Source organism: Nostoc linckia z4 (assembly GCF_002608075.1).
Taxonomy (GTDB): domain Bacteria; phylum Cyanobacteriota; class Cyanobacteriia; order Cyanobacteriales; family Nostocaceae; genus Nostoc; species Nostoc linckia.
On sequence record NZ_LAHA01000019.1, the window covers coordinates 43,765 to 57,701 of the forward strand.

At 41.1% G+C, this 13,937-nt stretch carries 14 protein-coding genes and 1 tRNA gene; 2 read left to right on the top strand and 13 right to left on the bottom strand.

The features are described 5' to 3' along the window. Window positions 1–67: 67 nt before the first annotated feature. On the bottom strand, window positions 68–2,371 hold the full coding sequence (locus tag VF06_RS16780; protein ID WP_099070020.1) for a TOMM precursor leader peptide-binding protein: 2,304 nt from the start codon (window positions 2,369–2,371) through the stop codon (window positions 68–70). Between the two features lie 975 nt (window positions 2,372–3,346). Between VF06_RS16780 and VF06_RS16785 the strand changes: the two genes are divergently transcribed. Further along, complete coding sequence (locus VF06_RS16785) at window positions 3,347–3,877, top strand: DM13 domain-containing protein (protein WP_099070021.1); 531 nt, start codon at window positions 3,347–3,349, stop codon at window positions 3,875–3,877. Between the two features lie 421 nt (window positions 3,878–4,298). On the opposite strand, the gene VF06_RS16790 is transcribed toward VF06_RS16785, so the two are convergent. The 8 genes from VF06_RS16790 to VF06_RS16820 form a co-directional block, all read right to left on the bottom strand. Beyond that, entirely contained in the window at window positions 4,299–5,027 is a 729-nt protein-coding gene (locus VF06_RS16790; RefSeq protein WP_099070022.1) for an ABC transporter ATP-binding protein, read from the bottom strand. A gap of 173 nt (window positions 5,028–5,200) precedes the next feature. Beyond that, window positions 5,201–5,428 (bottom strand): ferredoxin family protein, encoded by a 228-nt coding sequence (locus tag VF06_RS16795; RefSeq protein ID WP_099070023.1) that lies wholly within the window; start codon window positions 5,426–5,428, stop codon window positions 5,201–5,203. A gap of 289 nt (window positions 5,429–5,717) precedes the next feature. Beyond that, window positions 5,718–6,929: an ATP phosphoribosyltransferase regulatory subunit gene (locus VF06_RS16800; protein ID WP_099070025.1), complete on the bottom strand. Its 1,212-nt coding sequence runs from the start codon at window positions 6,927–6,929 to the stop codon at window positions 5,718–5,720. After that, window positions 6,929–7,885: a J domain-containing protein gene (locus VF06_RS16805; protein ID WP_099070026.1), complete on the bottom strand. Its 957-nt coding sequence runs from the start codon at window positions 7,883–7,885 to the stop codon at window positions 6,929–6,931. Before VF06_RS16805 ends, VF06_RS16800 begins: the two co-directional genes overlap by 1 nt. A gap of 54 nt (window positions 7,886–7,939) precedes the next feature. Beyond that, window positions 7,940–8,146 carry a hypothetical protein gene (locus tag VF06_RS39235; protein ID WP_143861731.1) on the bottom strand — a complete coding sequence of 69 codons (207 nt, stop codon included), beginning with the start codon at window positions 8,144–8,146 and terminating at the stop codon, window positions 7,940–7,942. Between the two features lie 12 nt (window positions 8,147–8,158). Continuing rightward, window positions 8,159–8,971 carry an inositol monophosphatase family protein gene (locus tag VF06_RS16810; protein ID WP_099070027.1) on the bottom strand — a complete coding sequence of 271 codons (813 nt, stop codon included), beginning with the start codon at window positions 8,969–8,971 and terminating at the stop codon, window positions 8,159–8,161. Window positions 8,972–9,108: 137 nt separating this feature from the next. Further along, entirely contained in the window at window positions 9,109–9,648 is a 540-nt protein-coding gene (locus tag VF06_RS16815; RefSeq protein WP_180267302.1) for a thermonuclease family protein, read from the bottom strand. A gap of 32 nt (window positions 9,649–9,680) precedes the next feature. Beyond that, a complete protein-coding gene (locus VF06_RS16820) occupies window positions 9,681–10,049 on the bottom strand; it encodes a 2Fe-2S iron-sulfur cluster-binding protein (RefSeq protein ID WP_099070029.1) in 369 nt (122 codons plus the stop codon). 105 nt (window positions 10,050–10,154) lie between these two features. Here VF06_RS16820 and VF06_RS16825 point away from each other — a divergent pair. Next, window positions 10,155–10,241, top strand: a tRNA-Ser gene (locus VF06_RS16825). A gap of 204 nt (window positions 10,242–10,445) precedes the next feature. On the opposite strand, the gene VF06_RS16830 is transcribed toward VF06_RS16825, so the two are convergent. From VF06_RS16830 to VF06_RS16845, 4 genes are all read right to left on the bottom strand, one after another. Then, on the bottom strand, window positions 10,446–10,718 hold the full coding sequence (locus VF06_RS16830; protein ID WP_099070030.1) for a hypothetical protein: 273 nt from the start codon (window positions 10,716–10,718) through the stop codon (window positions 10,446–10,448). A 125-nt stretch (window positions 10,719–10,843) separates the two neighbouring features. Next, entirely contained in the window at window positions 10,844–11,887 is a 1,044-nt protein-coding gene (locus VF06_RS16835) for a WD40 domain-containing protein (protein WP_099070031.1), read from the bottom strand. A 229-nt stretch (window positions 11,888–12,116) separates the two neighbouring features. Beyond that, a complete protein-coding gene (locus VF06_RS16840) occupies window positions 12,117–13,088 on the bottom strand; it encodes a CobW family GTP-binding protein (protein ID WP_099070032.1) in 972 nt (323 codons plus the stop codon). A 502-nt stretch (window positions 13,089–13,590) separates the two neighbouring features. Beyond that, on the bottom strand, window positions 13,591–13,887 hold the full coding sequence (locus VF06_RS16845; protein ID WP_099070033.1) for a phosphopantetheine-binding protein: 297 nt from the start codon (window positions 13,885–13,887) through the stop codon (window positions 13,591–13,593). Window positions 13,888–13,937: the final 50 nt, after the last annotated feature.

Genomic DNA, 13,937 nt, shown 5'->3' on the forward strand with positions numbered 1-13,937 from the left:
CTCATATAAGATTCCTATTTGATTGGGTGAAAAATTCCGTAGCTATTCCCTATTGCTTAAATGTAAATTACATCCACATGGGATAGGGGTTGAGTTGTTCTTCTGTCAGAGGCTTTTGCAACCAACCCATTTTTATAGGAACATCATAAAGTCTTCCTGAATCTAACCGTTTCCACATATGGCGCATTCCTGGCACAATTACTTTAGCTACTTTCAGTCCAACATCCAGGCGAGTTTGATCGAGAACGAGCATTTCTAGACCATTTTTCTCTAGGATTTGTTGGCAAAGTTTGACATCTTCTAAGAGGTCGTCACTCGCAAGTTGGGGATAATCTGTATAGACTTTGGGGAGACTTCGATCGTCAGGAACCAAATAAGGTTGATTTGTTAAAGTTGCAGATTTCCACCATTCTAGAGCTAGGGAATCCGCAGATGGAGGATATTGGGTACTACCATCTGCTTTAGCCAATAAAACATTAGGCAGAATTTGGTTAACCTCTGTTAAAGCTCGACTAATAGCAAGTTTCGGGTCAAAATGGGCACCATAACCTAAGACAATATCTTCTACTTGTCGATTTGTTCTGCGACTAATAGCTGCAAAAGTAGGAATGTTAAGGTCATTAGTAATATCTAACACCCACAATTCCCTATCAATTGCTTGGTAATATTTTTTCAAGCTTTGAAAATAAGGCTCATCAAAACTATCTAAATCTACCTGAGATTTTTGCAGACGATTATACCACCACAATGCTACACAATCCCGTTCAACTAATTCCATAAATCCTTGGAGAATAGCTTCTTCGAGGGTATTACCTGCGGCACAGCCATTGGAGTCCGCCCAACAGTCCGGTTGGTAGGATTGGGGATAGCCATAATAACAGTAAGCTGTGGGTAAATATTTGAATTCTTGGCGGGTTAAAGACCAAACTGGTGTCCAATCAATTTCTCTTTCCATATCAAAAGGTTCTGGGACTTTTTGAAACCAACCTTGACACTCAGCATTCCATTGGTGGCGATACTCGTATTGCTGTTGACTGAAGTTCATACAAGCATTAGGATGAATGGCGCGATCGCCAAGTTTTTGGTAACTATTTTTATATATAATTTCATCTCCCTGAAATACCCCCGAATAACGCTCCATCGCTTCACACAAACCGCTAGCCATTGCTTGGATGTCAGTCTTACCTTTTCCTGCACTTCTACCCCCGATGTTTTGCCGTAAGCTGTTTAAATCGTCAAAAATATTGTTAAAATGATGCTTCGCTATATAAGTATGAGTTAAGCCATTCCCTGGTATTTTGCTCAGTTCTCGGACAACGCCCGTAATGGGGCTGATATGATGTTGATATTTTCTTATAGTTTCTTGTGGTGAACAATACCGATGTCCTCCGTCTGTAGTAAAAGTTTTCTGACGGTGTTCTAAAACAACGGGTAGGGGTTTGTTTTCCAATTCATTAACTATATGTTTACAGCTGGGACATTGGGGACGCTTCACAAGGATGTGGTCTTGGTTTTGCAGATTTAGGGTATCGTAGGTTACTAAAGTTCCTTCTAATCGGGGATTTTCTCCTTGGACTATCCACTTAAAAACTTCTGTAGCTGCCATTCCTAGTGCAGTTTGCACTGTTGAAGTTAAGAATCCTAAAGGAGGGGATAAGGAAATTTGCTTATGCCTTTGGATAAAAGTCTCAACAGGTCGATTATCTCGCAAACGTTGTGCCAGACATTGCCAACACCCGGTTTTGTGGGGATGAAATACAGGCCCTATCCAAATGATTGTTCCCAAGGGGTTGACTAGCATCCAGGGAGATGCAGACTTTAATGCTTGTTGATTAAATTCATCTAGTTGGGGGTCTAGGTAATCGTCAGTTAAGAATACTGTGAAATCTGCGTTATCAGCTACTTGGATATTCAGAGATTTCAGGATAGCGATGAAGTCTTCGGTAGGAAGTCCTTTAGTAGCTTTGACTGCAACTTTAGTTAACTGCAACCGTCGGAGAGCCACAGCAGGATTAATATTAAGATGATTGCAGAAAATGGCTAAGTGCGATCGCACTGCATCGTCTTGTTCAACTAGATAACCCTGTTGTTCCATTTGGAATAGGATTTGTTGGGTCTTGATACTGATATCAAGAACACTCTGAAAAAAGTCGGCTGTTTGCTGAGAAAATTGTTGTTCTTGCAGTAGTTCCAATTGAATGAACTCGATAATTTCGTCAACACTCAAATGACTATCTTGTATTAAAGAAGCTACACGACAAGACAAGCGATCGCTCAACAAAACTGTTGCTCTTTCGGATAAGATAAATACTTGCTCTGGCTCTATGGTTGCAACAGAGTAACAAGGCTTGAAATTGGGTTTGTTAAGCATCAGATTTTATGTATGCATTTTCTACGCCATCAGTAATAGTCAGATTTGCCAAACAAAAGTTTTTGGCGTTCGTGATTGATAAAGATAAATTAGCCCCACGCATTCGCCTTTAGGTGTTCCCGGTTTCTTAGACACAAAGAAAAATAAGCATAATCTTGTAATTTCATCTTCTGATTCAGAAATACCAATTTTTTACTATGTTGGACAAATATTTTGGTTTATATTTCTCCCTCGACGAAAAATGTTTCATATTTTTAAGTGAAATTTTCCCCCAACATGTCTGCAATTTGACTGCATTTTCGATATTATGGTTGCGATCGCAGCAATAGAGCATAGTGTTTTAGAAAACATCATGATGTTGATATTACCAGGATTGATCGACTTACAGTCGTAGGTAAAATTAAATAAATGTGAAGTTTTTGACCCCTTATTAACTGTGTTTTAGTTTGTCGCAATGACAATATCGACGTTGCGTCCCACCAGTACCTGTAATTGTATGAAATGGGACAAAAATACTTGAACTCTAGGATATTGTCATGATTTTCACCATTACCTAAATGTTATGTCAATTGAGAGTACTATTCATCAGAGCAAGATGGTACGAATAAAAGGTGATATCATATCCGGTTGAAGACTTATCGTTAAGATTGACACGGAGATGTGGGGACGGGGGGACAAGGAAGAGTTTTTTTGATAACTGATTAAGCAGACATGATATGAAACTCTTTATTTTACAGACATTTTGATTTTTTTGATTTTTGCTTGTTACATCTATAAAACTGTTTTACAGATGTTGTTTATAGTATTTTTGCTTTTTTACATCAATAGTTGAGTTAAATTCAGGACTTTTAAAATTCAGTTAAATTCAGGTATACATAAGAGGATATTTTAAAATTATTATCAATTACCAATAAAAAATGTTTAAAGCTAAAGCCAAAAGTTATATTACTAATTGATGTCTTGAGTATTGAATTCATGAAAATTAAACATTTGTTAATTCTCAGTTTATTTTCTTTTAACTTAGCTAGCTGTACCACAGAAGTATCAAATAAAGAGATTAATCAAACTCCTGGGGATGTGAATGCATCTGTTTTGCCATCTTCAACTCAGACCAAGCCTTTAGGACAATCAGGGCAATCTCAAAATTCAACCGCCATCGAGTCAGGTAAGTTTGTTTCCGGAGAACATCCTACTCAAGGAACAGTCCGGATTAATAACAAAGATGGTAAATCATTTCTAGAATTCGATCGCTCCTTTAAGACATCTGAATCAGGGCCAGATTTGGTAGTAGTTTTGCATCGTTCAGATAACGTTATCAATTCAACTAAACCCCCATCTTATCCCTTAAAAAATGGAGACTATATCGTTATTGCTCCTTTACAAAAATATAGTGGCGCACAAGCTTATTCCATTCCTCAAAACATCAATTTAGCTGACTATAAATCTGTAGCTATTTGGTGTCGCAAGTTTAACGCTACTTTCGGCGCTGCCAATTTGAGTTCGTAAATATTTAGGGATTTGCAAGTAAAAAAATATTCTATAGGAGACTGTTAACTGTTGACCGTTGACGGTTCGCAGTCAACAGAGGAGTTCATTGGTGTCAACTTAACGTAAAACCCTTGTAATAACGCTAGAGCAAACTTACTCAATTACTAATACCAATTTGAAAAATGATTGCGACAGATGTATAGCCAAAAGTGATTACTACTAACTGTTTCACAATCCAAAATCTAAAATCTAAAATCCAAAATGGTATAACTAATCGAGAGTCACCCCACCCCGGCTTTGCTAACGCAAAACCTCCAGGGGATTGAGGGGTGGGGTAAAACGGCTTTGAGAGAAGCGTTTAAGCTGAAGTTGACACCAATGGTCAAAGTTACGACCCTACTACCTACTCCCGCCCCGAAACTCTTGAATTCTGCTACATTTAATGTCTTTTACCTGCTCCCAGATAAAGTTCGCCAACTTTCGGGTCATTCAATAATTCTTGACCGGGGCCGGAGATAGCATCGCGTCCAGATTCTAGTACATATCCCCGATGAGCCATTTCTAAGGCCTTGCGGGCATTTTGTTCTACTAATACGATGGCAGTACCGGTTTGATTAATTTGTTTAATCTGCTCAAAAACTTGTGTTACTAAGATTGGTGATAAAGCAGCAGAAGGTTCATCCAAAATTAGCAAACTAGGTTCCAACATCAAAGCTTTGCCCATCGCTAGCATCTGGCGTTCGCCTCCAGATAAAGTACCAGCGCGTTGATTGCGGCGATCGCTCAGTCTCGGAAACATAGTAAATATTTTATCTTTGAGTGGTTTCAAAGGAACATTGAGGACAAAAGCACCCATCTCCAAGTTTTCTTCGATACTAAGGGAGGGGAAAACATTAACGATTTGCGGTACGTAGCACATTCCCCGTTGGACAATTTGATTCGACTTTAGCCCCACAATATTTTCACCTTTAAAGGTAATTGTGCCAGTGTGAGGGATTAAAAGCCCAAAAATTGTTTTTGCCAAAGTAGATTTACCAGCACCATTAGGGCCAATTACTGTTACCAATTCCCCTGGTGCAACGTTAAAATTCACGCCTTGGAGGATATCTACATCTTTGATATATCCGGCGTGGACGTTTTGAACTTCCAGTAAATAGTCATTTGTCATGTGTCGTTTGTGATTCGTCATTTGTCCTCTCTTACAAAGTTCCTATCGCTGGAAGCCAGCGCTCAACGCCACTTGCTTTCCGACGCAAGGCGACAGGAACGCAGTGGCTGGACTTTGCGCTTTGTCAGTGGTCATTGGCAAAAAACAACTGACAACTGACCACTGACTATGAACTATTTCGGAGTTTTTTGCAACTCCGGTCGTTCTTCTGGAAGAATTGCTCCTTCCACTGGGCAAACTTGGAGACATATACCACAGTCAATGCAAGTGGCAAAGTCAATCCAGTACCAATCGGTTCCCTTAACATTTTTCCCTGGCCCTTCATGAATGCAAGCTACCGGACAGGCACCTACGCAGTCAGCTACACCTTCACAGACTTCTGTAACAATTGTGTGCGGCATATTCTCGATTCCCTCTCTTCTGTATCGGCTATTTCTAGACTAGCAGGGGAGGGGGAAAGGGCAAGGGGCAAGGGGCAAGGGGCAAGGGGCAAGGGGCAAGGGGAAAGGGTAAAGGGGAAAGGGTAAAGGGTAAAGGGTAAAGGGTAAAGGGTAAAGGGTAAAGGGTAAAGGGCAAGGGGCAAAGGGTAAAGGGTAAAGGGTAAAGGGCAAGGGGCAAAGGGAATAAACCCTGCCTTTTCCCCTTCACCTTTACCCTTTTCCCTACCCGGAGGGTTTTGCCCTATGCCCACTAACGCAATGATTCTATTTTGGGTGAGCCATCAGCTTTGATCCAGGCGATTTGGGCAATGCCGCGATCGCGTGCATATTGGCGGATGGTGTCTGCATCTGTTCTGAGCAAATCCATTTCTACTCGCACCAAGTGAGTGGAATCTCGCAGTTTTTGAGCGTAAGCAAAGGCAGGAGCGTCAGCACTCGGTGTCTCTGGCACTACTAGCCAGTTGCTAGCTGGCGTTGTTTGCGGTAATTGCCCAGTAGATAATAAAACTTGGTACAAATCTTCGATGTTGAGTACAAAACCAATTCCGGGAATGTTTTCTCCTTGGGGATGATATAGACCCAAAAGTTGGTCGTAGCGACCACCTTGTCCTAAAATTCTGGCTTGAGATTCAGTATCATTAACAACTTGAAAGACAATACCAGTGTAGTAGTCTATGGTCTGGATTAAGCTCAGGTCAAGGATTAAGGAGAATTGTTTCTCTGATTCCAGTAATTCTACTAAGGATTTGAGGTTATTTACTGCCTGTTGCTGTTGTTCATCTAGCTGTAAGCTACTGACTTTTTCCAATACTTCAGCACTTGGCCCGCGCAGATCCATCATGATTCGGGCGCGATCGCGTAGTTCGTCACTCAGAGGTAAGGTATCTATAGTGATGCGATCGAGATGAGCGATGGCGGTGCGGACTTTATCTTGTAAGTTAGCACCAAAAGCATTCAGCAGCGATCGGGTAATTCCTGCTTCACCTAAAATTAAATGCCATTGGCGCAAACCCAATGCAGCTAGACAATCTGCCACTAATAGCAGTACTTCTGCATTTGCTAGCAATCCACCAGCACCTAATAACTCGACTCCAGCTTGATAAAACTCTTGCTGGCGATTATGTCTACTTTCCCAAGTGCGGCGAAATACGTTGGCATTGTAGTACAGCCGTTGGGGATAAGTTACACCTGCCATGCGAGTCACAACAGTACGAGCAATGGAGGCTGTTAATTCTGGACGCAAGCCTAATTCATCGTCTTCGCTATTTTGTAGTTGAATCACCATCTGGCGTTGGATTGCTTCTCCCGCCATCAAGGTATCCATCCGTTCCAAAGTGGAGGTGATAATCCTGTGATATCCCCAACGATGAAACACTTGTTGTAATCTATCTTCAATCCAGCGTTTTTTCGCCACATCTAAGGGTAATAAATCCCTGGCTCCCGCTGCTGGTTGATACACCATTATTTTTTCTTCCCACCAAACAAACCACCGAACAAACCACCATTACCAGATTTATCTGGTTGCTTATCTCCATTATTAGGAGATGAAGTCACCTTACGATCGGTAGGTTGTTGTCCTAAAGCTTTATCTATTTTAGGTTTCCATTGCAACGCTATTTGGTCATTGGGATCTAATTTCAGGGCATTGTCGAAGTGTATTTTTGCCATTTTTAGCTGATTTTGCTTCAAATACACCATTCCCATCAAGCTATGGCAGTGACTATTTTTCGGTTCTAGCTTTAAAGCTTCCTGTAATTCTACTTTGGCTTGGGCAAATTGGTTTTTGTCAATCAAAGATTGAGCGCGACGAACATACTGTTCTACAACCGAGTCTTCTTTTGTGGGTGCTGGTGGTGGCGCTGGTGATGGCTGCTTTGCTGTATCTGGCTTCGGTATAGCTGAGTTGACTTTCAGTTGAGGGGTTGTTGTTGCGGATGTTTTAACTGCACTCCGCATTAAGTAGACTAAATTCAACTCACTAATTTGGGCAATTACTTGGAGTGCTTGCTCTAAAGAATCATATTGCGTTGGGGCAAGTTTAGCGATCGCACTTTTATAGGAATGATCGATATTAGGAGCATTAGCCAACTGTCTACCTAATTCTGTATATAAAGTCACCGAAGTAGATTCTTGTACCAAACGTTTGCCCATTTGCGACAAAATCAAAATATATTCTGTTCTCGTGCGTTCGTTAGCGAGTTTTTCGTAAGCTGGGTTAACCAACTTGGATAACAATTCATTACCTAGCTGTTTTTGTTCGGCACTTTCAGTAATACTGCTATCCGGGTGTAAACGCCGAGCGATTTGCAGATAGCGTTTGCGAATATCTTTAACATCCGCATCAACTGGAACGCACAATACTGCGTGATGATCTATGAAATCATATCTAAATAATCCACGATCTATTTTGAAAGACATATAGCAGTTTGCACCAAAGGAGCAATTAGATTTTTTCTAGTTTACTTCGCTCCATCAGCGATCCGTCAGTAGCAAATTGTCATTTTTATTGGGCATTGGGCATGGGGCAAACAGGGCATGGGGCATTGGGCATGGGGCATGGGAAGAGGACAAGGTAGACAAGGTAGACAAGGTAGCAATCTTTCTCTCCGAAGTTCTGATGGTCGGAAACCTCCGCTCAGACTTCTCTCCTTGTCTCCCTTGTCTCCCCCCTCTCCCCATCCCCCCATCTCCTCACTTCCACGCTGACAAGGGCGGAACCTGTAAAAGTTCGCGGCTTACGGTGTTATGAATATGACTATTTGTAGCGAGAATTCTACCAGACTCAATTTTTAAGGGGGTGCCATCGTAGGCGGTGACTTTACCGCCAGCTTCTTGTACCAAAATGATACCAGCCACAATATCCCAAGGTGAAAGTCCTCGTTCCCAGTAACCATCAACGCGCCCGCAGGCAACATAGGCTAAATCCAGGGATGCAGAACCGCTGCGTCTCACTCCTTGAGTCAGATGGGTGAAGTGGCAGAATTCTGCATAATTATTATCAGAGGTTTCACGGCGATCGTAGGCAAATCCAGTTACCAGTAAGCTTTTATTCAGTTCTGAGGTTGCTGAAACTGTGATGGGGCGGCGGTTGCGTGTTGCTCCCAAACCAGCAGCAGCACGAAATAGTTCGTTGTGAAAAGGGTCATAAATGACACCAACTTGGGGAACACCATTAATTAACAGCCCGATGGAAACAGCAAAAAATGGGTATTGATGGGCGTAATTGGTTGTGCCATCTAAAGGATCTATTGCCCAGAGGTATTCACTTTCACCATCGCCTAATTTTCCTGATTCTTCAGCGAGAATAGAATGTTGCGGAAAATGGCGACGCAAAATTTCTAAAACCACCTCTTCTGACGCTTTATCAGCAGCAGTGACTAAATCACCAGGGCGTCCTTTTTCAATAATTGCATCTTCTAACTTACCCAAATAGCTTTGGAGTATACCACCACCAGCTAACGCCGCTTCTGTCGCAACATCTAGAAAAATTTGTAGATTAGTCATTAGTTATTAGTTATTAGTCATTAGTCATTAGTCATTGGGCATGGGGCATAGGGCAAAGCGTAAAGGGCAAAAGAAAGATCCCTCCTTTTCCCTTTAACCTTTCCCCTTTTCCCAAGGCGTTGCCACCTCCCCACTCCCTAGAGATATTGACGGCGAAATTCAGCAGGAGTCAGGCGCATAGGTTTTTCTGGGTTCCAAATTCCTTGCCCCATGAGTCTAGCCCATTGTTGGGCACGTTCTAAACGTTGGTCATATTTGTGATTGGGCGATCGCGCAACGAACAATGCATTCCCTTGTTTGACTAATTCCTCATTCAACAAAATCTTATTTTTCCATACATAAGCTAAAGTTCGCCCAATTTTGTCTTTTGCTTCTAAATCAAATTCCAGCGTTACTAGTTGTTCTCCAGTACCAATTAGATTTTCTAACTGTTCTTTTGCTTGTTCGCCCCAAGGCCGTTGTCGTAAATCTGGTGCATCAATTCCCACTAATCGCACTTGGGAAATCAAGTTTGGTTGTTCGGCCATACCCAAAACTTCCAAACTTTGCCCGCTAACTACCCGCGCTACCTTTACCTGTGCTTGATTGTTTGGCAGTTGATTTTTACCTTGGCAACTCAGCAAAAGCAATAGACAAGCCAAAATAGCTATTTTTCGTATCCAGTTTCCAAGAAACACTTGTCTTCTCTTGCCTCTGCGCGAATAAAATCCTATTCTTCATCTAAGGGGAAACCAGCTTTAACTCGACCCCTAGCAAAATAGCGTCCAAACTGGAGTTCATAAACTTCATCTTCGTCTTGTGTTTCCACCTCCAAATCGGAACGGGGGTAACTCACACACAACAGGGCATAACCTTGCCGACGTAACTCTGGCGACAACCCAATGGCCTCTGGTTGGTAAATTTCTCCTGACAACACTCTCACAGCACAAGTGGTACAAGCCCCATTACGACAAGAAAAAGGCAGTTCTACTCCTTGTTTTTCCGCAGTGTGCAGAATGTAACGGTCTTCTGGCACTTCTAGGGTGTATATTTTGCCAGTGGCGCGATCGCGAACTCGAATTGTATATTTACGGGACATCTGAATTTGGCTTTTGAGACTTAAACTTTGAGATTAACCTAAAAAATCTTTTTTTATCTTTGCACTTTTTGGATTTGTATAGTAAGATTGTAAATCGTGACATCTGGAGAGATGGCCGAGTGGTTTAAGGCGCAGCACTGGAAATGCTGTAATGCGGAAACGTATTCCAGGGTTCAAATCCCTGTCTCTCCGCTATAAAGTAAACAGGGTAAAGCTTTTGGGCTTTACCCTTTACTATTTTCAAGTTGTATGCATTCCAAGATTGGTTTAATAAGTGGTGTATGCGGTTAAATGATTTTAACCAAAATCACAACCAACATTAAATTTTCAGTTATCAGAATTAATAAGGGCAAAGGAATACTTTGCCCTTATTAATTTTGATGAATCCTAACCCGATCAAAAATCAACAAATGGCAGTTTGCCCTGTATTAACTCAAACTGTGTTGAAACACAGTTAGCACAACTGCAACCAAGTCGATCGATAATCTGATGAGATTTTTGAATCAATTGTGGTGCTGCCAAACTAGGAATTTCTTGTGTCGATACTACTGCGATCGCTGGTGTAGTATATGCAGATTTCAGACTAGATGCTTGTGCCGGATTGGCTAGCATTAACACAGATGCCAGAAAAGCAGGACAGGCAAGTAAAATCAGTTTGGCTATGTTCATAAATTTACAGAAGTATACCTTTGTTCATACAGCATAGCTAATAAATTGACGGTGTTCAATACTCTGCGGTCAGTACGAAGTACTGAGTTACCATTGATTCTGCTTATGCCTTGCCCCCTATTTTCCTAATGTTGCAAAGTTTCTGACCAAATAATCAATTCGCCTTTCTCGCCGCCTGCGGCTAGTAATTTACCTTGGGGATGCCAAGCTAAGCTAGAAAAACCTCCAGAGACACCTGTGATTATTTGGGATACTTCATTGGCTCTGTTCCACAAACACAACCAGCCATCAGCACCAGCTGAAGCGAGAAGGAAGCTTTTGGGTGCAAAGGCGATGGCGTTAATCACATCCACATGATTAGTTAAAACTCGTGCTTCCCAACCTAAGTTATCATCTTCTAATTTTTCCCACACCACAATACCTTCAACGCTAGAAGAAGCTAGTATTGGCGCACCCAGGTTTGTAGTAGCTTCTGACCATGCTAATTGGCGAATTTTACCAGGGAAACCCCGCATCACCCAAGGATCGGGATTGTTCCATTCCAAAACGGTGACACTACGATCCATGTTGCCAGAAGCGAGGAATTTACCATCAGGTGACCAAGCCATAGCTAAACTGACGGTAGGCATATCTAAAATGTATGGTTCGTCATCCCAGTTTTGACTATGCCAAATCTTGACTCCTTTGTAACCAGCAATGGCTAAATACTGGCCGTCAATGCGCCAATCGATACCCAAGACTGATGAGTTATCGAAATTCAATGTGACAACAATCTCACGAGTATCTGCGTCCCACACTTGGACATAACGCCCCAAACTAAAAGCTAGTTGGTTACTGGTGTAATTCCAAGCTAGTTTGTCAACCCATGCAGGGGCATTTTGCAATGTGGCGATTAATTCAGTGTCTTGCCAAATTTTGACTTGTCCATCTTGGCCGCCAACAGCTAAAAATTTACCATCTGGGGAAAAGGCAAGGCAATCTACAGATTTACCATTAACAGTTTGCAAGCTTGTTAGTTGACCATTATTCCACAGTACTACTTCCCCTGCTGCGGAAATTGCTGCTAAGATTTCACCTTGGGGTGACCAAGCGATCGCAGTTACATAATCTGCAAGTATGCCTGAATAATGTTGTTCAAATTGTTGAGATTGGCTGATTGTGGAATTCATATCTTTGAAGACGGGGAGTGAGGAGTGGGGAGTTAAGAGTGAGGAGTTAAGAGTGAGGAGTTAAGAATGAGGAGTGAGAAGTTAAAAGTGAGGAATGAAGAGTGAGGAGTGAGAAGTTAAAAGTCAGAAGTGAGAAGTTTTGAATTCCTAACTCCTAATTCCTAACTCTTAACTCCTAACTCCCAACTCCTAACTCCTAACTCCTAACTCCTAACTTATAACTTTTTATTTATGCCAAACAAGCAATAAAATCTTGCTTGAGTTGTTCTGCATCAAGGTTGCGACCGATGAATACTAGTTCATTTTTTGGAGTTTCGCTAGGTTTCCAAGGGCGATCTGGTCTGCCATCAAATATCATATGCACTCCTTGGAACACAAATCTATTTTCTTCTCCAGCGATATTTAATATGCCTTTCATCCTAAAAATATCTGGCCCTTGGGTACGCAGTAACTCAGAAAGCCAAGCGTTTAATTTTTCTCCATCCACTGCACCTTTTTCTACTAAAGCTACAGAAAAGACGCTTTCATCATGTTGGTGGGCATCTTCGCCTAAGAAATTTGGATCTATTTCTAATGCCCGTTCTAAATCAAATGCTTGCACGCCTAATAAAGCATTCATTTCTAATTCAGAGTTGCGGGTACGATAGATTTTTGCCATCGCATTCATTGACCGAATTCGCTTTTCTAGTTCGTCCAATTGTTCTGATTTTACTAAATCTGTTTTATTAAGTAAAATTACATCGGCAAAGGCAATTTGTTCTTGGGCTTCGTCTGCATCCCAGTGCTGCCAAATGTGCTTGGCATCTACCACTGTTACCACTGCATCTAAAGACAGTTGATTTTGCAAATCTTCATCCACAAAAAATGTCTGAATCACTGGTGCAGGGTCGGCTAGTCCTGTTGTTTCAATTACCAAGTGGTCAAATTTATCACGCCGCTTCATTAAATTACCAATGATACGAATTAAATCGCCACGTACTGTACAACAGATGCAGCCGTTATTCATTTCAAATATTTCTTCATCGGCATCAATAACTAATTGATTATCAATGCCTACTTCCCCAAATTCGTTAACAATCACGGCAACTTTTTTTCCGTGTTCGTAGGTGAGGATGTGATTAAGTAGAGTCGTTTTCCCTGCTCCCAAATAACCTGTAAGAACTGTAACGGGAACTGAATTTGTGCTTATGTCAGCCACCATACTCTAAATTCCTTTTTTCTCACCTTATGGATAATCAATACCGCCTATGATAATTCTTTTTATTTTTTTGTGGGAAGTTGGGTTAAGAATTCAGAACTCAGAATTGGTAAGTAAAACGGCTTTATATCAGGCTAGGAGACGCTTGCAATCTACTGTAGTTCCATGAAGAAATATTTTATTTTTATGCATCTGTAACAAGTGAAAAATATTAAAACATTATAAAAAACAATGTTTTCTGAAGACGGTTTTGGTTTGCACCTTGACAAACTGAAAAAAATATAATAATGATAATCATTATTATATAGATTATACCATTTGACAAAATTTATGCTACAAACACGTTGATAGGGGCACAACATTGCATTGATGTAGCGATAACCAATTTCTTGGTTAGTTGAGTATCAGCTATGCTAAAAGCTGGAAATACTATTTGTTTGCGCCAGGAAAACGACCAGCCATTCCAATAACAGCAATACCTTCTAAGAAATGAACATTTGTAACGTTATTCATAATTCTTTTTATTTTGTTTGCTCAATAACTGCTTTTGGCGGTTGATAGCCTCAATTTGCTTATTGACGCGATCGCGTTTTCCTCTAAAAGAAAATTGTTGTTCTTGACTTAAATATTGTGCTAGTGAGTAAATCGTTGGATTTTGAAACATCGTCACTACTGATATATCTCGCTGCAAAATCCCACGTAGTTTATTATTTACTGTCAACACCAGTAGTGAATGTCCACCTAAGTCAAAAAAATTATCATGAATGCCCAAAGCGAACGCATCTAAATATAGTACAGAAATACTAAATTCATAAAAAAAGGTTTAAGTGAACCGTATTGTTGTATGCGCTA